The sequence below is a fragment of the Paraburkholderia largidicola genome (genome assembly GCF_013426895.1).
GTDB classification, from domain to species: Bacteria; Pseudomonadota; Gammaproteobacteria; order Burkholderiales; family Burkholderiaceae; genus Paraburkholderia; species Paraburkholderia largidicola.
On sequence record NZ_AP023176.1, the window covers coordinates 2,126,497 to 2,148,022 of the forward strand.

21 protein-coding genes are annotated in these 21,526 nt (G+C 60.9%); 7 read left to right on the forward strand and 14 right to left on the reverse strand.

Annotation, left to right across the window (positions count from 1 at the left end; translation table 11 throughout):
* The first annotated feature begins 903 nt into the window (after positions 1 to 903).
* Positions 904 to 1,830, forward strand: coding sequence for a LysR family transcriptional regulator (locus tag PPGU16_RS38245; protein WP_180725992.1), 927 nt, complete (start codon positions 904 to 906; stop codon positions 1,828 to 1,830).
* A gap of 16 nt (positions 1,831 to 1,846) precedes the next feature.
* Here the strand turns inward: PPGU16_RS38245 and PPGU16_RS38250 are convergent, their stop codons facing one another.
* From PPGU16_RS38250 to sdhC, 8 genes are all read right to left on the reverse strand, one after another.
* Complete coding sequence (locus PPGU16_RS38250; protein ID WP_180725993.1) at positions 1,847 to 2,773, reverse strand: YncE family protein; 927 nt, start codon at positions 2,771 to 2,773, stop codon at positions 1,847 to 1,849.
* Positions 2,773 to 3,060, reverse strand: a complete 288-nt coding sequence (locus tag PPGU16_RS38255; RefSeq protein ID WP_180725994.1) for a hypothetical protein — start codon at positions 3,058 to 3,060, stop codon at positions 2,773 to 2,775. The genes PPGU16_RS38250 and PPGU16_RS38255 overlap by 1 nt, the downstream gene beginning before the upstream one ends.
* A 128-nt stretch (positions 3,061 to 3,188) precedes the next feature.
* Entirely contained in the window at positions 3,189 to 4,748 is a 1,560-nt protein-coding gene (locus tag PPGU16_RS38260) for a methyl-accepting chemotaxis protein (protein WP_180725995.1), read from the reverse strand.
* 295 nt (positions 4,749 to 5,043) lie between these two features.
* Complete coding sequence (locus PPGU16_RS38265) at positions 5,044 to 5,316, reverse strand: FAD assembly factor SdhE (protein WP_180725996.1); 273 nt, start codon at positions 5,314 to 5,316, stop codon at positions 5,044 to 5,046.
* Positions 5,317 to 5,399: 83 nt separating this feature from the next.
* Positions 5,400 to 6,104 (reverse strand): succinate dehydrogenase iron-sulfur subunit, encoded by a 705-nt coding sequence (locus PPGU16_RS38270; RefSeq protein ID WP_180723229.1) that lies wholly within the window; start codon positions 6,102 to 6,104, stop codon positions 5,400 to 5,402.
* Positions 6,105 to 6,139: 35 nt separating this feature from the next.
* Positions 6,140 to 7,915, reverse strand: coding sequence for a succinate dehydrogenase flavoprotein subunit (gene sdhA, locus PPGU16_RS38275; protein ID WP_180723228.1), 1,776 nt, complete (start codon positions 7,913 to 7,915; stop codon positions 6,140 to 6,142).
* Positions 7,916 to 7,918: 3 nt separating this feature from the next.
* Entirely contained in the window at positions 7,919 to 8,287 is a 369-nt protein-coding gene (gene sdhD, locus PPGU16_RS38280; protein ID WP_180723227.1) for a succinate dehydrogenase, hydrophobic membrane anchor protein, read from the reverse strand.
* Positions 8,288 to 8,291: 4 nt separating this feature from the next.
* Positions 8,292 to 8,750 carry a succinate dehydrogenase, cytochrome b556 subunit gene (sdhC, locus tag PPGU16_RS38285; RefSeq protein ID WP_434064439.1) on the reverse strand — a complete coding sequence of 153 codons (459 nt, stop codon included), beginning with the start codon at positions 8,748 to 8,750 and terminating at the stop codon, positions 8,292 to 8,294.
* Between the two features lie 179 nt (positions 8,751 to 8,929).
* Between sdhC and PPGU16_RS38290 the strand changes: the two genes are divergently transcribed.
* On the forward strand, positions 8,930 to 9,826 hold the full coding sequence (locus tag PPGU16_RS38290) for a LysR family transcriptional regulator (RefSeq protein WP_180725998.1): 897 nt from the start codon (positions 8,930 to 8,932) through the stop codon (positions 9,824 to 9,826).
* An 85-nt stretch (positions 9,827 to 9,911) separates the two neighbouring features.
* Here PPGU16_RS38290 and PPGU16_RS38295 read toward each other — a convergent pair whose 3' ends face one another.
* The 5 genes from PPGU16_RS38295 to PPGU16_RS38315 form a co-directional block, all read right to left on the reverse strand.
* Complete coding sequence (locus tag PPGU16_RS38295; protein WP_180725999.1) at positions 9,912 to 10,331, reverse strand: DUF3830 family protein; 420 nt, start codon at positions 10,329 to 10,331, stop codon at positions 9,912 to 9,914.
* Between the two features lie 108 nt (positions 10,332 to 10,439).
* The gene (locus PPGU16_RS38300) at positions 10,440 to 11,192 is read right to left on the reverse strand and encodes an aspartate/glutamate racemase family protein (RefSeq protein WP_180726000.1); all 753 of its coding nucleotides are present in this window, start codon (positions 11,190 to 11,192) and stop codon (positions 10,440 to 10,442) included.
* A 14-nt stretch (positions 11,193 to 11,206) separates the two neighbouring features.
* A complete protein-coding gene (hydA, locus tag PPGU16_RS38305) occupies positions 11,207 to 12,622 on the reverse strand; it encodes a dihydropyrimidinase (protein WP_180726001.1) in 1,416 nt (471 codons plus the stop codon).
* Between the two features lie 10 nt (positions 12,623 to 12,632).
* On the reverse strand, positions 12,633 to 13,361 hold the full coding sequence (locus tag PPGU16_RS38310) for a maleate cis-trans isomerase family protein (RefSeq protein ID WP_180726002.1): 729 nt from the start codon (positions 13,359 to 13,361) through the stop codon (positions 12,633 to 12,635).
* Positions 13,362 to 13,398: 37 nt separating this feature from the next.
* Positions 13,399 to 14,694, reverse strand: coding sequence for an MFS transporter (locus PPGU16_RS38315; protein WP_180726003.1), 1,296 nt, complete (start codon positions 14,692 to 14,694; stop codon positions 13,399 to 13,401).
* A gap of 226 nt (positions 14,695 to 14,920) precedes the next feature.
* On the opposite strand from PPGU16_RS38315, the gene PPGU16_RS38320 reads away from it, so the two are divergent.
* Both PPGU16_RS38320 and PPGU16_RS38325 read left to right on the forward strand, forming a co-directional pair.
* A complete protein-coding gene (locus PPGU16_RS38320) occupies positions 14,921 to 15,619 on the forward strand; it encodes a GntR family transcriptional regulator (protein ID WP_180726004.1) in 699 nt (232 codons plus the stop codon).
* Between the two features lie 199 nt (positions 15,620 to 15,818).
* Complete coding sequence (locus PPGU16_RS38325) at positions 15,819 to 17,264, forward strand: DEAD/DEAH box helicase (RefSeq protein WP_180726005.1); 1,446 nt, start codon at positions 15,819 to 15,821, stop codon at positions 17,262 to 17,264.
* Positions 17,265 to 17,401: 137 nt separating this feature from the next.
* On the opposite strand, the gene PPGU16_RS38330 is transcribed toward PPGU16_RS38325, so the two are convergent.
* Positions 17,402 to 18,118: a transposase gene (locus PPGU16_RS38330; RefSeq protein WP_180726006.1), complete on the reverse strand. Its 717-nt coding sequence runs from the start codon at positions 18,116 to 18,118 to the stop codon at positions 17,402 to 17,404.
* Between the two features lie 669 nt (positions 18,119 to 18,787).
* Between PPGU16_RS38330 and PPGU16_RS38335 the strand changes: the two genes are divergently transcribed.
* The 3 genes from PPGU16_RS38335 to PPGU16_RS38345 all read left to right on the forward strand — a co-directional run bounded on the left by PPGU16_RS38335 (position 18,788) and on the right by PPGU16_RS38345 (position 21,259).
* Positions 18,788 to 19,081: a hypothetical protein gene (locus PPGU16_RS38335; protein ID WP_180726007.1), complete on the forward strand. Its 294-nt coding sequence runs from the start codon at positions 18,788 to 18,790 to the stop codon at positions 19,079 to 19,081.
* Between the two features lie 755 nt (positions 19,082 to 19,836).
* Entirely contained in the window at positions 19,837 to 20,388 is a 552-nt protein-coding gene (locus tag PPGU16_RS38340) for a GNAT family N-acetyltransferase (protein ID WP_180726008.1), read from the forward strand.
* 253 nt (positions 20,389 to 20,641) lie between these two features.
* Positions 20,642 to 21,259: a TMEM175 family protein gene (locus PPGU16_RS38345; RefSeq protein ID WP_180726009.1), complete on the forward strand. Its 618-nt coding sequence runs from the start codon at positions 20,642 to 20,644 to the stop codon at positions 21,257 to 21,259.
* Positions 21,260 to 21,526: the final 267 nt, after the last annotated feature.

Consider the following 21,526-nt stretch of genomic DNA (forward strand, 5'->3'; position numbering starts at 1 on the left):
GAGCGCCGCAGCGATTGATATCCCGGGCATACCGCTTGTCACTGCCCGTCTGAAAGCCCATACGTCGAGCCATTCGGCAAAACTCACATCGTCACCGGTTCGCTGCGAATCGAAATTCGTGATTCGTGATTCATAATTCGCAGCAAGTGAGCGGATTATGTGAACGCGGCCACATGGCGTAAATACCAGCGGCGGCACAACACTTGTGTCGGCGATGAACAACTCATGGTCGATGCCATGGAGCGTCTGATCATCGGAAAACAGTAGTGCTATTGAATGTCCGGCCAATCCGGAAGGCAGGACAGCGGAAAGGGAACCTTCGTCACGCGTGATCTTATAGACCTGGCCAATGTCACGCAGCGCAAGGACAGCCGTGCAATTGACGCGACGCTAACGCATGAATGTCGATGATTCCGCGTCTTGAAGCGTTCAATCCCACACCCGCAGCCCAACTGTCTGGTTGCGTGCGACACGTTTGGAACGGACAAGGCCGACATAAAAGCACGCTCTTTCTCTGCGAGAAAGAAAGTTCTCCATTGTTGCCAGGCAAGCCCTTAGCGCGAGCCGTCTGCAAAGACGATGAACCCACATGCCCCTTCGGATGCAGCCACCTCACAGACAGTCATATGCTGTCGCGGCACTTCCCAAAGCGTTTCTTCGCGCATGACTACCTGCTCGAATCTGGCACCGGACAACGCCTTGGAAGCGCAAGGCGCTTGACACTATGATTATCATAGTTATATCTTGCCTAATCGCGATGCAGATCGTGAGACGTCACGATTCCCCATTCGGAAAGGATGTGAGCCGGGTTGGGCGCGCGGCCTGTGCGTTTTATCGGTCGCGCGTTCGTGCTGTTTCGAAGTGCATGAACGCCGGCGCATCACCACAGACGGAAACCGCTTCATGGACAAGATTCACAGCCTGCGCGTCTTTTCGCGGGTCGTCGAAACCGGCAGTTTCACTGCCGTAGCCAATGTACTCGACAGCAACGTGGCGCGCGTCTCGCGTGCCGTTTCGGAACTCGAAGACGATTTGCGCGTACGGCTCTTTCATCGCACGACGCGACGCATCACGCTCACCGATGCAGGCGCGCGCTATTACGAGCGATGCCAGCAGATTCTCGCCGACCTCGACTACGCCGACGCCGAAGCCGGCAACGCGATGAACGAGCCGCACGGCACGCTGCGCGTGCACGCGATGCCGGGCCTTGGACAAACTCATCTCGCCGCATGCATCGTCGGCTATCAGGCGCGCTATTCGAACATCGAGATCGAACTCGTGCTGTCGTCGACGATGCCGCGGCTCGTCGAGGAACAGTTCGACGTGTCCGTCGTGACGGCGCAGACGCTACCCGATTCGGGTTACGTCAGCCAGGTGACGGGCACCAGCTACAGCATGCTGGTCGCCGCGCCGTCGTATCTGGAGAAGCATGCGCCTTTGCACTCGCCGGACGATCTGGACGGTCACGCATTCGTGCGGCTGCAGTCGCCCGCCTCGCCGACAGATGGATGGCAACTCGAAGGCGCGGACGGCGACGTGCTGCTGAATGCGTCGGCGGCCCGCTACCGGATCAACGATCCTGAAGCGTTGCGCGTGGCGCTGCGGGCCGGCGCGGGCATCGGCGCGCTCGCGGTCTATTCGGCGATCGACGATCTTCGCGCGGGCACGCTGGTTCGCGTCCTGCCGCAATTCCAGCTGCCGACGCGCAATGTCTATTCCGTCTACGCGTCGCGCCGCTATGTCGATGCGAAGATCCGTACGTTCGTCGACTTCCTCAAGGACGATCTCAGCAAGCGGCTCGCGGCCCAGGAAGCCACATTGGTTTCGTGACGACGCATGCCGTCGCTCACACCGCGACGATTCCCGTCAGATTGCCGGCGTCGCGCAGCACGACGTGCATATCGGAGCCGTCCAGCGAAACGCGACGGATCGTGCCGCCCAGATCGCTCACATACGCGACGTTGCGGTAAGGATGCACGGACAATCCGATTGCCTCGTTGAAGCCTTCGAACAGGACTTCGGCATGCAATCCGGTTTCGCCACGCTGCTGAAGCCGGCAGCGATTCAGCGTGTTGCCGCACGGCGGCGCGCCGCGATCGGTCCAGTAAAGCGTCATGGTTGCCGCGTCGAGTTCGAGATCGACGGGCTCCGGCAAGTTGTCGAAGAGCGTTTCGATATCGTCGCGTGAGGCTGGCGACACGCTCTTGCGGAGCGGATTCAACGGCGCGCGCAGGATGCGTCCCGTGTTCGACTTCGTCGCGCCCTTTTGCGTCCAGTACATCTGCTGCCGTTCGACATCGAGCGCGAGTCCGACGCACCAGTTCCGCGCGTCAGCCTGATGGTGCGCGCCATAGCCCGTTTGCACGAGCGTCTCCAGCGACGATCCGTCGAGCTTGCAACGCATCACACGCATGCCTTCGCGGTCGCACCAGTAGAGATGTCCGCCGCGCGGCTCGATGAGCAGTTGCTTCGGCGTGTGCGTCAGGCCGGGCGGCACGATGGTCGTCAGATCGCCGCCATCGAGATCGCAACGCATGATGAAGCCGTCGTTACGCGACGGCACGCCCATGTTGGTCCAGTAGAGATGACCGCGCGCCGTGTCGATGGCGATGCCGTCCGGTCCCGCACAGCAATCGTCGACCAGCACTTCGAACCCGCTGCCGTCGATCATCGCCGAGAGCACGCGATTGCCGCCGTGGTCGAGGAAGTACAGACGCATGTCATCCGATGCGTCCGCCCGTTCGACGTGGCTGTCCAGGAGCGCGTGCTCCATCACTGACCCGCCACGGCAAAGCCGCGATACGGCAGCAGCGGAACGAACAGCTGGATCTCGAGTTTGCCCGCCTGCATCAGCGGCAGCGCTTCGATCGTGGCGCGCGCCGCACTTTCATCCGCAGCTTCGATCAGCAGGCACGCACCCGGCAAGTCCGCGCGGGTCCACACCTGACGGATCGTATCCGTCGCGTACTGTGCTTTGACATACGCGACTTCCATCGCGCGCTGCTCGTTCGTGACGGGTGTGGCGTCTTGCTTGACGCGCATTGCAAACAGAAACTGCATGAGAACTCCTTCGACTTTTCCGTGTGATTGAACTCACGTGCAGTCTAGGGAGCATGCTCGAGCGGAAAAAGGCGGCGTTCCGTAAAAGGCTCTTTTACGGAGCCTGAAAAATGCGGGCCTGCGGAGAATCAAAACGCCTTGGCAAGCCGGAATGCCGACACGGCTTCGCGCATCGTCTGCGCCTGGCTTTCCAGCGCGCTCGCTGCAGCGGCCGCCTGCTCGACGAGCGCCGCATTCTGTTGCGTGACCTGGTCCATCTGGCTCACCGCGAGGCCGACCTGCTCGATGCCGTCGCTCTGCTCGGCCGTCGCCGTCGTGATTTCGCCCATGATGCCCGCGACGTTGCGCACCGACCGCACGATCTCGGTCATCGTCGCGCCCGCCTGCGCGACGAGTCCGTTGCCGTTCTGCACGTGATCGATGGACGTGCCGATCAGCGCCTTGATCTCGCGTGCGGCGCCAGCGCTGCGCTGCGCGAGCGTGCGCACTTCGCCTGCGACGACCGCGAAGCCGCGGCCCTGCTCGCCCGCACGCGCCGACTCGACGGCCGCGTTCAGCGCCAGAATATTCGTCTGGAACGCGATACTGTCGATCATGCCGATGATGTCCGCGATCTTGCCCGAACTCGAACTGATCTCGGCCATCGTATGCACGGCGCGCTCGACCACGTCGCCGCCCTGCTGCGCGAGATCGGCTGCATTCGTCGCAAGCCTGTTGGCTTCGCGCGCGTGCTCGGCGTTCTGCTTCACGGTCGATGTCAGTTGCTCCATGCTCGCCGCCGTTTCTTCGAGCGACGCCGACTGCTCTTCCGTGCGGCTCGACAGATCGAGATTGCCTGCCGCGATCTCGCGCGCCGCCGTATGAATCGCTTCGCAGCTTTCGCGCACGCCGGACACCGTTCGCGTGAGACCCGACTGCATGCGGTGCATCGCGGCGAACAGCTGGCCGATCTCGCTCCTGCTCGCTTCGGGCACGCGCACCGTGAGATCGTTGGAAGCAATGCGATCGAGCACGTCGGCCGCCTGCGCAAGCGGCGTGGTGACAGTCCGTTGCAACGCGATGTACGCGAGTACGATCAGGCCGACTGCGATCGCGATGCCGAGCATCACCGTGCCGACGATCCATTGATAGCGAGCGTTGCCGCTCGCCAGCGCATCTTCGGAAAGCTGGTTGGCGAGCTTCTGGAATTTCTCGACGTTAGCCGAATAGGCCGCGCCCGACGCGGTGATATCGCGATCGTTGAGGGCCGCGTAGGTGGCCGTGTCGCCGTTGCGCAATGCGTCGGCGGCACGGTTCAGAGTGGTGGCAAGTTGCGTTGCCGAATCGAGCAGCTGCTGCTTGAGCGCGGCGTCCATGCCGTCGAACGCGTCCGACTTCTCGAAAGCCTGCGTCTCGCGCACGGACAGGTCGAGCGAGCGCTGCGCGCTTTGCAGCGCCGAGTCGCGCGTGGCCGTGTCATTGCGCTCTTTCAGCGCGGAGTAGGCGCGCACCATCGCCGAACGCGTGCGCGTCGTGTCCTTGTACGCATCGTTGACGAGAATGGTCTGACGCGCCATTTCACGCAGATTTTGCGCGTTGCCGTTGGTGATCTTCAACGCCCCGATGCCGACCACGCCGCCCAGCAGAATCATCGACGCGAATACCACAAGCAAAGCAAGAAGGCTGGCCCGTACCGTAACGTTGCGCATGCTGAGCGATGCCAGCACGCGCTGGCGAAGAGTTGAGTGAACAGCTTTAACGGCAATATCGGGGAACGCTTTAGGACGTTCGGGAAATATCGACGATTGCGATGATCGTCGTGTCGGCGATGACGCGTGAACCGGGCTATTGCGGCGCGAGCGCGCTAATTGCGATGTGCGGGGAAGGGGTCGGCGAAACGCCGCGAAGAAATCTCGCGTCGGGCGGAGGCGGTTGACCTCGCCCGGGCGAGCAATACGTGAAGAGAGGCGCTGCTTTTGCCAGATCTATCTGCGCGACTGTGGTTCACACAGTACGCAGCATCTCCAGCACCCGCACGACATCGGCGTCGGCAAGGTCGCCTTCCGGTTCCTTGCGAATGAGCAGCAAGTCCATCAGGTCGTTATCGCTCAGTTCGAGCAGGCGCGTGAGCGCGCCTACGTCCGCATCACTGAGATCATGCTCATATCGGCTGAAAAAACGCTCGAAAATCAGATCGTTTTCCAGCAGGCCACGCCGGGCGCGCCACTTCAGACGCGCGCGACGCAGCGGGTCGGACTGATGCGATGATTCGTCCATGTCAGTACGCGCAGGGCCGCTCCCAAGCGGACTGACCGCCCCTCGGGGGGCAGCGAACGATAGGGAGCGTGGGGGTTAATCATTCAGACAGCCCGGCGGACCATCAATTCCTTGATCTTGCCGATCGCCTTGGTCGGGTTGAGCCCCTTCGGGCACACGTCGACGCAGTTCATGATCGTATGGCAACGGAACAGACGGTACGGATCTTCCAGGTTGTCCAGCCGCTCGCCCGTCGCTTCATCGCGGCTGTCCGCGATGAAGCGATACGCTTGCAGCAGCCCCGCCGGGCCGACGAACTTGTCCGGATTCCACCAGAAGCTCGGGCACGACGTCGAGCAGCTCGCGCACAGAATGCACTCGTACAGCCCGTCCAGCTCGTCACGCTCTTCCGGCGACTGCAGACGCTCCTTCTCCGGCGGCGGCGTGTCGTTGATCAGATACGGCTTGATCGAGTGATACTGGTTGAAGAACTGCGTCATGTCGACAATCATGTCGCGAATCACCGGCAGGCCGGGGAGCGGTCGCAGCACGATCTTCTGCGGCAGGTCGTTCAGGTTCGTCAGGCAGGCAAGACCGTTCTTGCCGTTGATGTTCATCGCGTCCGAGCCGCACACGCCTTCGCGGCACGAGCGACGGAACGACAGCGTTTCGTCCAGTGCCTTCAGTTTCACCAGCGCGTCGAGCAGCATGCGCTCGTGCGAGTCGATCTCGATCTCGTACGTCTGCATGCGCGGCGCGGCGTCCTTGTCCGGGTCGTAGCGGTAGATTTCGAATGTACGCTTGGCCATGGTGTGGGGTCCTTTGTGCTTTAGAAGGTACGCGCTTAGAAGGTTCGTGCCTTCGGCGGCACCGATTCGACCGTCAGCGGGTTCATGTGCACCGGCTTGTAGTCGAGGCGGTCGCCTTCGCTGTACCACAGCGTATGGCGCAGCCAGTTCTCGTCGTCGCGATGTTCGAAGTCGTTCTGCGCGTGCGCGCCACGGCTCTCCTTGCGCGCTTCCGCCGACACCATCGTCGCGCGCGCCACTTCGATCAGGTTCTCCACTTCGAGCGCTTCCACGCGCGCCGTGTTGAACACCTTCGACTTGTCCTTCAGGTGAATGTTGTCCACACGCGCGGCCACTTCGCGGATGCGCTCGACGCCTTCGGCCAGCAGCGCCGACGTACGGAACACGCCTGCGTGCTTTTGCATCGTCGAGCGGATATCGTTCGCCACGTTCTGCGCGTATTCGCCCGAGCTGGACTTGTCCAGCTTCGCCAGACGCGAGAGCGCGAAGTCAGCGGCATCCGCGGGCAGCGGCTTGTGCTCCTTGACTTCCTTCACGTGCTTGACGATATGGTTGCCGGCCGCGCGGCCGAACACCACCAGATCCAGCAGCGAGTTCGTGCCCAGGCGGTTCGCGCCGTGCACCGACACGCACGAGCATTCGCCCACGGCGTAGAAACCGTTGATCGGGTCTTCGTGGCCCTTCGCGGTGCCCACGACCTGACCGTGAATATTGGTCGGAATGCCGCCCATCTGGTAGTGGATGGTCGGCACAACCGGGATCGGTTCCTTGATGCAGTCGACGTTCGCGAACTTCAGCGCGATTTCGCGGATCGACGGCAGACGCTTCATGATCGTCTCGGCGCCGATGTGCGACAGGTCCAGCAGCACGTGGTCCTTGTTCGGACCGACGCCACGGCCTTCCTTGATTTCCTGGTCCATCGAGCGCGAGACGAAGTCGCGCGGCGCCAGATCCTTCAGCGTCGGCGCGTAGCGCTCCATGAAGCGCTCGCCGTCCGAGTTACGCAGGATGCCGCCTTCGCCGCGCACGCCTTCCGTAATCAGCACGCCCGCGCCTGCGACGCCCGTCGGGTGGAATTGCCAGAATTCCATGTCTTCGAGCGGGATGCCCGCGCGTGCGGCCATACCGAGGCCGTCACCCGTGTTGATGAACGCATTGGTCGAGGCCGCGAAGATCCGGCCCGCGCCGCCCGTGGCGAACAGCGTGGTCTTGCCTTCGAGGATGTAGACGTCGCCCGTTTCCATTTCCAGCGCGGTCACGCCGAGCACGTCGCCTTCGGCGTCGCGGATCAGGTCCAGCGCCATCCATTCGACGAAGAACGTGGTCTTGGCCGCGACGTTCTGCTGGTACAGCGTGTGCAAGAGTGCGTGACCGGTACGGTCAGCGGCTGCGCACGCGCGTTGCACGGGCTTCTCACCGTAGTTGGCCGTGTGGCCGCCGAACGGACGCTGATAGATCGTGCCATCCGCGTTACGGTCGAACGGCATGCCGAAGTGTTCCAGTTCGTAGACGGCGTTCGGTGCTTCGCGGCACATGAACTCGATCGCGTCCTGGTCGCCGAGCCAGTCGGAGCCCTTGATCGTGTCGTAGAAGTGGTAGTGCCAGTTGTCTTCGCTCATGTTGCCGAGCGACGCGCCGATACCGCCTTGCGCCGCGACCGTGTGCGAACGCGTCGGGAACACTTTCGACAGCACGCAGACGGAGAGACCCGCACGTGCGAGTTGCAGCGATGCGCGCATTCCGGAGCCGCCTGCGCCGACGATCACCACATCAAACTTGCGACGCGGCAGGGAATTCTTGATTGCAGCCATTCTTTACACTCTCCAGAGAATCTGCGCAGCGTAGCCCGCACACGCGAGCAGCCAGACGATCGTCAACGCCTGCAGCAGAAGCCGCGTGCCAACGGGCTTGATGTAGTCCATCCAGATATCGCGGATGCCGACCCACGCGTGATAGAACAGCGCCAGCAGCGTGACGAAGGTGGCGAGCTTCATCCACTGCGTGGCGAAGATCCCGGCCCAGCCGTCGTAAGAGAATGCGTGCGCGCCGAAGAACCAGGCGAGCAGGATGACGGTGTACACGGCCATGATGACGGCCGTGATGCGCTGCGCGAGCCAGTCGCGCAGGCCATAGTGCGCGCCCACGACGAGGCGCTTCGAACCAATCCGGTTATTGGAGGACATGTTTTTAGAATGCTCCGAACAGTTTGAGCGCGAAGGCGATCGTCAGGATCGACGACACCACCAGCACGACGACCGACGTGCTCTTGCCGCGCTCTTTCGACACCGCGTCGTGGTTCATGTCCATCGTCAGATGGCGCACGCCCGCGCAGAAGTGGAACAGGAACGCCCAGGCCAGCACCAGCACGATCAGCTTGACGATGATGTTGGACAGGAAGCCCTTGAACACCTCGTAGCTCAGCTCGGAGGTCAGGCTCTGGTCAAAGAGGTACAGCAGGAACGGAAGGAAGATGAACAGCAGGCCGCCGCTCACGCGGTGAAGAATCGACACCCGCCCCGCGAGAGGAAGACGATATGCCGTCAATATCTGCCCGATACCGATGTTCCGGTATTCCGGCCTCGGTTTTTTCAATGTGTCTGCCACAGTAGACCCCTTTCGGTTCTTCAAACGAAACAACGTCGGCATAGCCGCACGCCACCACAGGCGCGATGCGTCCTGCCTTGCTCCTCTTGACGATTGTTGGGGACGTTATCCGGGGAGACGTACAGGGGCGGCGGACCGCGCGATAGCGATATTTTGTCGCGGGACTGTTATACTGTCCAATATCTATCGCGTCTTTCTGAAATAGCTTTTCCATATATCGCATGGAACTGCGTCATATCCGCTACTTCCTCGCCGTTGCCGAAGAGCGCAACGTGACCCGCGCCGCCGAAAGGCTGGGCATCGGTCAGCCGCCCCTCAGCCAGCAAATCCACGCGCTCGAAGACGAAATGGGCGTGCGCCTGTTTCGCCGCACAGGGCACGGCGTCGTGCTGACGGAAGCGGGCGAAGCCTTCGCCGCCGACGCCAAACGCATCCTGCACGACACGCGTATTGCCGTCGAAAAGGCGCAGAGCGCCGGACGCGGTGAAATCGGGCAGTTGAACATCGGCTTTACGGGCTCGGCGGCTTTCAATCCTGTCGTGTCGAAGCTGATCCGCGCTTACCGGCAGGCTTATCCAAACGTCACGCTAACGCTGGCGGAAGGCAACACGGCGCAACTGCTCGCCTATCTCGACGAACGCCGCGTGGACGTCGCGTTCGTGCGGCTGGGTAGTCAGTCGCCCGCTGGCGTGCAATTCCATCACATCGCTGTCGAGCCGATGAAGATCGTGTTGCCCGCCACGCATCGTCTTGCGAAGAAGCGCAAGATCGCGCTGTCGGATCTGGCCGAAGACCCGTTCGTGATGCTGCCGCGCGAGGCGAGCCCGACGTTGCATGATGTGATCGTCGGTGCGTGCAGGGACGCTGGCTTCGAGCCGATTGCCGGGCAGCAGGCGCCGCAGTTGTCGTCGGTGGTGAATCTCGTGGCGGCGGAGTTCGGTGTGTCGCTGGTGCCGGCTTCTGTTTGTCAGATACAGGTTGAAGGCGTCGTGTACACCGACGCGCTCGGCAAACCTATTTCGATCCGGCTGGTGCTGGCATCGCGGATCGAATCGACGCCAGCAAAGACGGCGAATTTTCTTGAGAAGGCGTTGGTGTTTGCGGCGGACGTGCGGTAGTTTGCGGCGCTAACGTAAGCGTGACTGGCGATAGCGCTACGGCTGCGATCACGTGCGCATGTGCCGCTGAACCGACTGACGGGCGCTACGCGTTCAACAACGAAAACGTAATGTCTTGCGCGCCTTCCCATAGAACGAGTTTGCCGAATGCTTCCAGGTGCTCGTGGCCTTCGATCAACGTGAAGAAATGATTGCCGGCCAGTTGGCCCATTTTGCTCGCGAAGATGGAGCTGCCATAGACGAACAGAAATTCCGTCTCGCTGAAGCCGCCCGGATAAAGAAGAATATCGCCACGTGACGCGTGGCTGGTGTGATTCTCGAAAGTCAGACCGGTATCGAAATCGCCAAGCGGAATCCACACTGCTTCACCGCTCCAGCGAGAATGGATGACCTTGTTCCTGAATGGCAGCAATTCGACGAAGCGTTGGCAGGTGCGCGGCGCTTTCTGTTCTTCGAGTTGTCCGACGAAGCGGAATGGTCCAGCCTCTACAAGAATCTTTTTCATATCGTCTCCATGTGATGATCTATCAACTACCCAACAGTTGACGTGCCTGGTTCTCTCCGCGCGGCAAGGTCGGAGTCTATAGTAACGGCTCCAGAGCCCGGACCCGGATCAATCCGTTTGACCGCCGCTCAGCAGCCGTTCAAGCGGTCCGGGCAAGCCCCGGTTCGGCTTGACTGGCGGCTGGGCAAAACTGCCCTTCGCCGCCTTTTTCGGACCTAGCCGGATAAGGCCCTCGAGCTGGGTAATCGCACTCGACACGCCATCGACGACGGGCACCGGCAATTCATCACGGATCTCACGAGCGAGCCCGGCGAGAGGCGCGCCGGCGATGATGATCACGTCGGCACCGTCATCGTCGACCACCTGGTTGCACAGCGCCTTCAATCTCGAAGCGTAATCCTGCTGCACGCTGCCGATATCGCGCAGCGGTTCGTCGAGCGCGCGGATGCTCGCAAGCCGGCTCGCCAGACGACTGCGCTCGACCGTCTCGCGGTACCACGCCTTGATGCGTGGCGAAATCGCGATGATCGAAAATCGCTGCCCGAGCGTTGCAGCGGTCATCAGTGAGGACTCGGTCAGCCCGACCACCGGCACGTCGATCAATTCCTTGATGCCCTGCAGGCCAGGGTCGCCGAACGCTGCGACCACGACGCCATCGTAGGTACCGTGGTGTTCGGCCGCCACACATGCGGTCGCGTAAGCGCCGACCAGCGCTTCAAAGCGGGTCTCGATATATGCAACGCCGAACGGCGCGGTCGCGACCGCGATCTCCGTTCCCGGAGAAGCGCTGCGTTGGGCTTCTGCCTGAATCAGCGTCGAGACACTTTCGGAGATGTTGGGGTTGATTACCAGGATCTTCATGCTGCTCTCCGATATCAGAGGTCGACGTACTGCGGCTTGCCAGCAGCGAGAAACCGGCCCCGGCCCGCTTCCGGCTCGAGATAGCGACCGCTCTCGACCAGCAGTTCGCCGCGTGACAGGCAGTGCATCGGCCACCCCTGGACGGTGCGGCCCTCGTACGGCGTGTAATCGACGTTGTGGTGCAGCGCGTCGTTCGCGATGGCAACTTGCCTTAGCGGGTCCCACAGCACGATGTCGGCATCTGCACCGATCGCGATCGTTCCTTTGCGCGGATAAAGGCCGTACAGCTTCGCGGGATTCAAAGACGTCAGTTCCACGAACTTGTGCACCGACAGCTTGCCGCGGCTCACGCCATCGAACAGCAGCGCCAGTCGGGTTTCGATGCCGGGAATACCGTTCGGGATGTGTTCAAACGAGACTGCTTCCCCGCCGGGCTTCTTGCCCTGCGGATCGTCGAATGAGAACGGCGCGTGGTCGGACGAGAACACGCTGAATACGCCACGCTTTAGCGCGCTCCACACAGCCTTCTGGCTGGACGCGTTGCGCGGCGGCGGACTGCAAACGCACTTCGCGCCGTGATAGCCGTCCTCCTGACCGAGGTCTTCCGCAGTCAGATACAGGTACTGCGGGCAGGTCTCGGCGTAGATGTTCAGGCCGCGTTGCTGCGCCCATTCGATCTGCTCGATCGCGTCCTCGCCCGATACATGGACGATCAGGATCGGTACGTCGACGAGTTCGGAGAAGGCAATTGCGCGATGCGTCGCCTCCCGCTCGACCACGGCCGGGCGCGAAAGCGCGTGATACATGGGCGCGTACTTTCCGGCTTCCGTGAGCCTGTCGGTCAGCCACGCGATGCAGTCCGAATTCTCGGCATGCACCATGACCAGCGCCTGGTTGCGGCGTGCAACGTCCATCACCTCGAGGATCTCGCGGTCGCTGAGCTTGAGATCATCGTAGGTCATGTAAATCTTGAAAGACGTGTAGCCGGCCGCGATCAGTTCTGGCAACTCCCGCTCCAGTACCTCGGGCGTCGGATCGGAGACGATGAGGTGGAACGCGTAGTCAGTGACCGCGCGACCATCGGCGCGGCGATGGTAGTCGGCCACTGCGGCTTTGAGCGATTGCCCCTTTGCCTGTGCGGCGAACGGGATGACCGTCGTCGTGCCACCGCACACAGCGGCGCGTGTGCCGCTCAGGAAGTCATCCGCCATCTTCAGCCCTTCCGGCATGGGCTGATCGAGATGGCAGTGCGCGTCGATACCGCCGGGCAACGTCAGCAGGCCCGTCGCGTCGATCTCCCGCCTGCCTGCGCCCAGATCGCGGCCCAGCGCTACGACGATGCCGTCCTTCACGCCAATATCGCAGTTGAAGCGCTCGGACGCGGTAACCACGTCGGCGTTGCGGATCACGAGGTCGTACACAGATGTCATGGCAAGCCTCTCAGGCAACTTCGGAAAACAGCCGACCCCAACCCGCGAGCCGGGTCGTATCGTAGCCGGCCAGCTTCAACGACTTCCACACTACTGTGGAGATCGTGTCGTAGAACGGGATGCCGTGATGCTGCTCCACTTCCGAGGCCAGATGCGCGGCATGCAGATTGGTGCAGAAGGTGACGATCGCCTCCGGGCCTTGCGTCGCAACTTCGCGAATCTGCGCGCGCAGCATATCTTCGGTGACCTCGGAGAACTGGAAGTTCACCGTCAGGCCGAGATGGTTCTCCGAAGAGCAGTCGATGCCGCTCTCGCGGTAATTGGCTACGATCTTCTGCTGGACTTCCTTGAGGTAAGGCGTGACCAGGCCGAATTTCTTCACACGGGTCTTGTCCAGAATCTCGTTCAACGCCAGCACCGACGTGGTGGCGGGGATGCCCGTCGCCGCCTCGATTTCGCGGCACAGTCGGCGATCGGTCTCGAAACCGAGCCAGCCGGACGAAGTGCCGTTCCATGCGATCACATCGACCTTGGCGTCTGCCAGCAGTCTGGCGGCCTGAATGATGTTGGTTGTGTCGAATTGCCCGAGTGCTCTATCGGACAGCGAGATTTCGGTGACCGTGAAGCGCGAGAAATGGGCACTGACACCGGGCAATTGGGCCACCATCGCGCTCGTAATCGGCTCGAGCGCGGTGTTGGACGACGGGGTAAGCATGCCGAGCAGGACGCGTTTGCTCATGATGAAGTCAGGAAACAGTTGTTAAAAGTGAGAAAGCTCAGACGGGCAACTTGCGCTCGTAGTCGATCAGCGTCGAACAGACGAGGAGGCCTACGCCTGCTGCCGCGAAAAACATCAGGGCCAGAAAGTATGAGCCGGTAGTCTGCACGATCAAGCCAACGATGATCGGAACGAGAACTCCGCCGATATTGCCGCCCAGGTTCATCAGACCGCCGAGAAACCCAATCTTGTTGCGTGTGCCGAGAATGGAAGGCAGGCACCAGTACAGACCGCACCAGCGCAGGAAAAACAACGTGGAGGCGAGCAACACCACCACCGTCACAGGATTCCCGACATAGGCGACCGAAAAGATCGATGCGGTGGCCGCCACGGCGGCGATACTGAACAGCGTGCGCATCACGCGATTAGGCGAACCGCCCGCCGCCTTCCACTTGTCGGCGATCCATCCGCCCGCCAGTTCACCCACGAAGCCACTGAAGAAGATCGCGAAACTGGCGCCGCCCATCTGCTGGATATTGAATCCGTGAACCTTGTTCAGATAGTTCGGCATCCAGGTGAGCAAGCCGTAGAACAGCGAGTTGAAGCACATCCAGCCGAAGAACATGCCCCACACCGAGCGATAGCGGAAAAAATCGAGGCTACGTCCGCTGGCATGAACCGGCTCACTGCGGTGTTCTTCCAGCATGGCCGCTTCGAGATAGTCTGCTTCCGCCTGATTCACAGCCGGATGCTCACGCGGATTGTTACGGATGTAGTACCAGGCAAACAGGCCGGCAAGCATGGTGCCCGCACCCGCCACCACGAAGGAAGTGCGCCACGACCCGAACTCGCTGATCAACCCCGAGATGATCACGGCACCGAGTGCCGCTCCCAGCGGGGCGCCCCCGTCGAGCAGCGTTGCACCGCGGCCGCGTTCGTGCCGCGTCATCCACATGGCGTTGAGCTTGCCGCCCGCCGGGTAGATTGGTGCTTCCGCAGCACCCAGGCCCAGACGGGTAAGGATCAGCGCAGTGGCCGTCGTGCAGAGGGCGGCAATGCCCTGGAAGAAGCCCCAGAACAACGTGGCGCACGCGATCACGATACGCGGCTTGAAACGGTCAGCCAGCATGCCACCCGGAATCTGCATGAACGCATAGGTCCAGAAGAATGAGCTGAGAATCAGTCCCTGCATGGCGGGGGCGATGTGAAACTCCTTCGCGATCAGCGGCATGGCCACGGACAGCGAGGCCCGGTCCACATAGTTGATCGAAATCAGCATCAACATGATCAGAAAGACTCGCCAGCGTACGCCGGTCCTGACCTCGGCCTGCACGGCCGCATTTACGGTTCGCATCTATGTCTCCTCCGTTCGCCTGATCCAGGCCTTCGGGTTTCATGTCTGTGACCGGGACCGCTTCCGGCCCGGTGCGCTGCATGCGCCAACGCAGTATATGATGCCCAATTATGAATTACAAGCGCTGCAATCCATTGATTTTGCTGTGTTTTATTTTTTGTAGATAGTCTGACTAACCTGTACGACAATTAAGCAAAGACGGAAGATACAAACGGAAACAGGCGACATGGACATGAAGTCACTACCAGCGGAAACACGCAAGCGCATCAGCCTGCGCGGCACGGGTATGTACGCGGCGATCGCGGAGCGGTTGCGCGAGATGATTCTCGAAGGTGAATTGCCGCCCGGCGACCATATCGACGAGAAAGCGCTGTGCGAACAGTTCGACATCTCCCGAACGCCATTGCGCGAAGCGCTCAAAACGCTGGTGACCGAGGGGCACGTGACCCACCGGCAGCACATGGGCTTTCAGGTCGCACCGATCAATCGGGACGAGATCGCCGCCATCTTCGAAGTGCTGCATGGACTGGAGGAAACCGCCGGACGGCTCGCCGCGCAGCGCATCGACGACAAGCAGATGAAGGTACTGCTGGAGCGCCACCGCACCATGGAAACCTATCACCGCGAGGGCAAGCGGACGGCCTACTACCGCGCCAACCAGAAAGTGCATCAGCAGATCGTCGATGTCGCCAGCAATCCTGTGCTATCCGACATGTACGCGTCCTTGATGAGCAAGATCCACCGCGCGAGGGGCGCAGCCAATGCCGATGTGCTCCGCTGGGCCGAGTCTCTTGGCGAACACAGTGAAATACTGGACGCGCTGTCCAGGCGCGATGGCGCACGCCTGGCCCGGTTGCTGCGCGAACATTCGGAACATACGGCGGCGGAAGTGATGAAAGTGTTGCAGGCCACGACCGCGAAATAGCGAAGGCGCTTGAGCGGATGACGGCTTTCTGCCGCACTGTCCATGTTCATCTCGCTTCATGAGACGCCACCGTTGGCGCGGCGCCCGGCACCGCTACGTTTTTCAGCGGCAATCGTCGCCGGTCTATTCGAGCATTGATTTCCGCGGTGCAATCAGCGCGGTGCCCGCTAGAATTGCGGTTTTAGCCCGGAACACGTCCATGTCTTTTGCCTCGCTCGGCCTGATCGATCCCTTGCTGCGTAATGTGCAGGACCTCAATTACCAGACACCGACGCCGGTGCAGGTCAAGGCGATTCCTGCTGTGCTCAGCGGCAAGGATGTCATGGCTGCGGCGCAGACGGGCACTGGCAAAACAGCGGGTTTTGCGCTGCCGCTTTTGCAACGGCTGGTGCAACATGGGCCTGCGGTGTCCAGCAACCGCGCGCGTGTTCTGGTGCTGGTGCCCACGCGTGAACTGGCTGAACAGGTCCTGCAAAGTTTCGTCGCTTACGGCAAAGGCCTCGACTTACGATTTCTGGCCGCCTACGGCGGCGTGAGCATCAACCCGCAGATGATGAAGTTGCGCAAAGGCGTGGATGTGCTCGTCGCGACGCCGGGCCGTTTGCTGGATCTCAATCGCCAGAACGCCGTGCAATTTGATCAGGTGCAAACGCTGGTGCTGGATGAAGCCGACCGCATGCTGGATCTGGGCTTCGCGCGCGAACTCAACGCCGTCTTTGCTGCCTTGCCCACTCAGCGCCAGACGTTGCTGTTCTCTGCCACGTTTACCGATGATATCCGCGCGATGGCGGCGGGCATTCTGCGCAGCCCGGTCAATATCAGCGTCAGCCCGCCCAATGCTACGGCCAGCAAGATCAAGCAGTGGGTGGTGCCGGTAGATAAAAGGAACAAGCCTGACCTTTTCATGCACCTGGTGGCTGAGAACAAATGGGAGCATGCACTGGTGTTCGTCAAAACCCGCAATGGCGTCGATTACCTGGCGGCCATGCTGGATGAAGCGGGCTATGCGGTCGACACCATCCACGGCGACAAGCCGCAACCCGCTCGCATGCGTGCGCTGGAGCGCTTCAAGACGGGCGAAGTCAATATGCTGGTCGCTACCGATGTGGCTGCGCGCGGGCTGGATATCGACGACCTGCCGCTGGTGATCAACGTTGATCTGCCGATCGTGGCGCAAGACTATGTGCACCGTATTGGTCGTACCGGCCGCGCGGGCGCCAGCGGTGTGGCGGTGTCCCTTGTGTGTGCCGATGAAGCGCCGCAACTGGCCGCGATCGAAGCGTTGATCCGGCAAACGCTGCCCCGTGAAGAAGAGCCGGGTTTTGAAGCCGAACACCGCGTGCCCGAAACCAGCGCGACGGGCCAGATCATCAAGAAACCCAAAAAGCCCAAGAAGCCGAAAGTGCCGCAAGCAGCGTCGGGCGCCATGCAGGTGCCCAGCAACAAGCCGCGCCCGCAAAGTGGCGAAAACAAACACAAGCCTGCGGCGCAACGCGCTGTGGCCGCGGATAAAGGCACAAGCTTCTCCAGCGGTAGCCCATTCAGCGTGCAAAAGCCACGCAGCAAGCCCGCCAGCAAGCCAGCCGCAGTTTCACGTAAGCCGGCTGGCAAACCCGCTGGTGGCCGCGGCAAACGCCAACCCTGAACCCTGCGCGCTTCAGTAACGCCAGCGTGGAAACCGGCTGGCGATTTGCGACACCAGCCGAGCGGCTTGAACCGCGCCGACCCCACCTGGCACCTCTCAAACAGGCAAGGAGGTTTCCTTGCTTGTTTTTCTATTGATTAGTCCACGTGTGCGAGGGCGCGTGTCGTGCGATCCCTGGGCGGCCGGTCGCGCAACAGCAGAGGCATCAAACGCCGGTTCGCTGTCTGCGCCGCCCACTCGCAATACGCAGCGCTGCCGAGTACCCAGCCCTTGAGCGTCGACTGCATCAGGTTATCGACAGCAAGTTCGTCAAGAGGCTGTGCGCTCAGATCGCGGTAAACCTGGTGTCGATCGGAAGGCGTATCGCCGAGCGCCCGGTAGAGGGGATGATCCTTGATGAAGCGGTCGACACGCAGCCCGATGTGATGCGTGTAGCTCGACCACGGGTAGCTTCCCGGCTCGGCCGCAAGGCGGTTGCGCACCGGCGCGTGATCGATGACCTGGCTCGCCAGCAGGAAATACCGGTCAGGCTCGATCACTGTTGCGCAGTACCCGCCGCGCCACACCGTACCGCGGCGTCCATGGCGGCGATTGAAGGTCTCGACATAGCGACGGCCGATCGCCTGCATCGCCATGGCCACGCTCGACTCATATGAAGGCGTGACGAGAAACTGTACCGCGTCAGGCATGAGTACCCACGCGTGGACTGCCAGATCGGCGACGCGCGCTGCGTCTGCCAGGCAGGCGAGGAAATACAGGTAGTCTCCTTCGTCCAGGAATGCGGGCCCCGTGAGCCCCTGCAAGATAACGTGTTGCGGTTGTTCTGGGACGTAGTGCCGTGCAAGCCGTGTCATGCTGAATTAACCGGAAATCCGATGTGAGAGTGCGTTCCGACAGGTATCGGACGCGTGACGGTGCGTAACAAAATTCTATTGGCCATGTGCGTGCTCTCGCGTCACGAATAGACCTTTTTTCTGGCCTCTTTTCGTTGATTTGACGATTGCGACCAGCGTCTTTTTTATGCCGCCGCTGAAGAGCTGCGCTGCGTTTTTCACACGCGCAGCGTGCGTGCCATCTGGCACCAATACATCAGGCAGGACAACGGGGCAGTGGCTTGCTGCGGGTTGGTGTAAGCCTGTCGCATGAATTTCACACTGGAACGATTTCGCAGGCCGGATCGCGTGACGCGTTGCAGCCTCGGAGCTATCGCAGGTCACCTCGAAAATCGAAATTGATCCTTGCGAATAATGCGCTTAATTATCAGAGACAGCGTTTCTAAACTGTTGTCTGCTGCCACGCGCCCAATTTCGGGCTGCAGGTTGCAATGTGTGTCCGCAATGCGGAGCAATAACAGCCCGAGAGGCCTTATTGCTCGGACGCATGATGTGAAGGAGGCATAGAGGGCATCGGGCGCCTGAACGAAGTGCCGTCGTCAGCGACGGTTCAGGCGGACGTAGTCTCGCGCGAGAAATACAAACGGATCGTTTGCGACGAATTTCCAATCCAAAAAGGAGGAGCAGATCATGAACAGGACAAGCAGCACATTGCTCGCGGCCGTCGCCGCACTCACGCTGTCGGGCGGCGCTTACGCGCAGAGCAACAACACGCTGGCGACCCCGAGCACTGTGTCGCCAGCAGCCCCCAGGACGACCAGCGACTATGGCACGCCTGGCGGCGCCAACTCGGAAAGCGGTACAGGCACCGGTTCGCCGAACTCGAGCGCGCAGAGCACAAGCAGTAGTTCGACACCCACCAACAGCGCTTACGGTGTCAACAACACGCTGGCGACTCCCAGCACCGCTTCGCCCGTCAAATAGCAGTAGTTGAGATCGACAACCAGGGCGCAAAGCTACCCGGCGTTGCAATTGCGCAGGGGGCGGTGCTAATCGTGGCTACGCCGTCGCCATGCGGTGGTTCGCCGTACATCAGTCAGGCGAACCACCGCTGTCACGATACATAGGATGCCGCTCCGGGACCGCATAGAGGAGTTCAGGCTCGCAGGCCGATAGCGATCGCCCGTCCCATCGAAGGTAAGCCTGCCTGTTTGCGCATGGCCGTCATAGGCACGAAAGGTCCCTGCGACGAAGGCCGTAGATGGCGGAGCGCGCGTCATCTTTTACTCCAGCGACAAGCACACAGAACAGGACGCCGCCGATGGACTGGCCGCGCTCGGTGTCGAGCACGTCATCGTGGACCACGCTCGCTCCTGTCTCCACACGAAGCTGTACTATCTCAAGGCAGATCACAGCCTATCTGGCGCCCGGACCGCAGATGTCGTCGCGACGAGGCTCCCAGGATCGATAAAACTGGAAACCCGATACCGCTTGTTTATCGATGGCTCGCGGCTGTCCCCTTGAAATTTCCTTCGATCACGACCTGGGCGGCGATGACACTGCAATGGTCGTGGCCAGGAAACTGGTGGCGATGGGACGGCAAGCCGAAGGACCTTCGGTGTAGATAAGGCATGAGATAGAACGCGCAGCTATTTCAGCTAGCACGCGTCAGGCTGGGTACAAGGTGCGCAACAGCTTGAGTTCCTCCGAGAACCGGCAAACAGGGCAAGCCACGACAAATGACCACGTTCCCAACGCTGACAACTTCGCGACTGTTACTTCGGGAGCTTTTGCCGAGCGACGCACCGTCGTTGTACGCGGTCCATCACGACGCTGAAGACATGCGCTGGTTCGGTACCGATGCCATGACCGATCCAGCTGAAGCGGAAAAACTGATTCAGGTATTCGCCGACTGGCGGCATAGCGGCTCGGGCATCCGCTGGGCTATCGAGAGGCCATCGGACGGCGCCTTCCTTGGCACGTGCGGACTCTTCCGATGGAATCGGAACTGGCGAAGCTGCGTCATCGGCTATGAGCTGGCTCCGTTTGCGCGTGGTAACGGCTACATGACGGAAGCGCTGAATGCCACGATCGACTACGGTTTCGAAGCGATGCAGATAAACCGCGTCGAAGCCCAGGTTCACCCGCAAAATGCACCGTCCATTCGTACGCTAGAGACGCTGGGCTTCCTCCGCGAGGGGTACCAGCGTCAGGCCGGGTACTGGCATGGCACTCACCACGATCTTCTGCAGTTCGCGTTGTTGCGCGCCGATGTCCCTCGTCATTGCTAACAAGCACCTGCCCTTTCGGCGCATAAGCGGCCTGCTTGCGTCGGCCGATGAACCCATCCCCTTGCCCGCGCACCCAACGCGTCCAGGTGCATAATCGAAACCTCCCGAAGGGATGCCAGCCAGTACGCTGGCCTTCGTCACATCGGCGAAGCTCTATCGCCTGAAACTCACTGAGCGCGCCGTTCCGCTTCTCGCATTTCTTCCGTCAATCGAAAGGAGTGAGTCATGAAGCTGAAAGAAAAAATCGCGTGCCATGAACGATCCGGATGAAAACCTCGACCGTTTCAGCGCCCTCTCCGACGGCATCTTTGCCGTCATCATCACGATCATGGTGCTGGCGCTGAAAATCCCCACGCGCAACGATGGCAGCGCCTTGCTCGAACTGTGGCCGGATCTGATCAGTTACGTGGTGAGTTATGCGTTCATTGCCGTCGTGTGGTTGAACCATCATCACGTGTTCAAACATGCGACCTCTCTCACAGGCTTGCTGGCCTGGTCCAATTTCGCCAATCTTTTCTGGATCTCCTTTATCCCTTTCACGACGGCGTGGCTGGCATCGAGCAGAGTTGCAAGTGTGCCGTTGACGGCGTACGCAACGGTCTTCCTGCTTGTCGAGCTGACCTACATGGTCCTGATGTACGAAAGCTTCCGGCAGCACCCTTCACGCGATGCGTCGACTCTCGCCCGACGCCGCGTGCAATGGATCAGGGCGTGGATCATGCTGGCGCTGTTCGCCTTTGCGGCACTCGCCGTGTTTCTTCCGGCTCTGGTGCGAATGGGATTGCTGGGCGCGTTTCTCATCCTTTACACACGACCCGATCCGCTCCTGAATCGGGAAGTCGCGAGCGAAGGTATTTCCAAAGAACGTTAGTCGGAACGGTTTCCTTAAACCTCGACTTCGAATACCAATAGTTGCCTCAGCGTTAATAAAAACTACCTTTAGATCCAGAGAGGAAACGACCTGACTGCATAAGCCTTCGACGACCATAGTTACGATTCCGGCGAAGATTGGGGGCGTTTCCTGCCTCTATTCTGAAGAATGACCCACCTCGATTTCTGAAAAAGTCCGGACTCCATCGCTGCGGTGGATCCTCTTCAATCCCGGATACAGAGCATCCGGATCATCATGGAGTCGTAC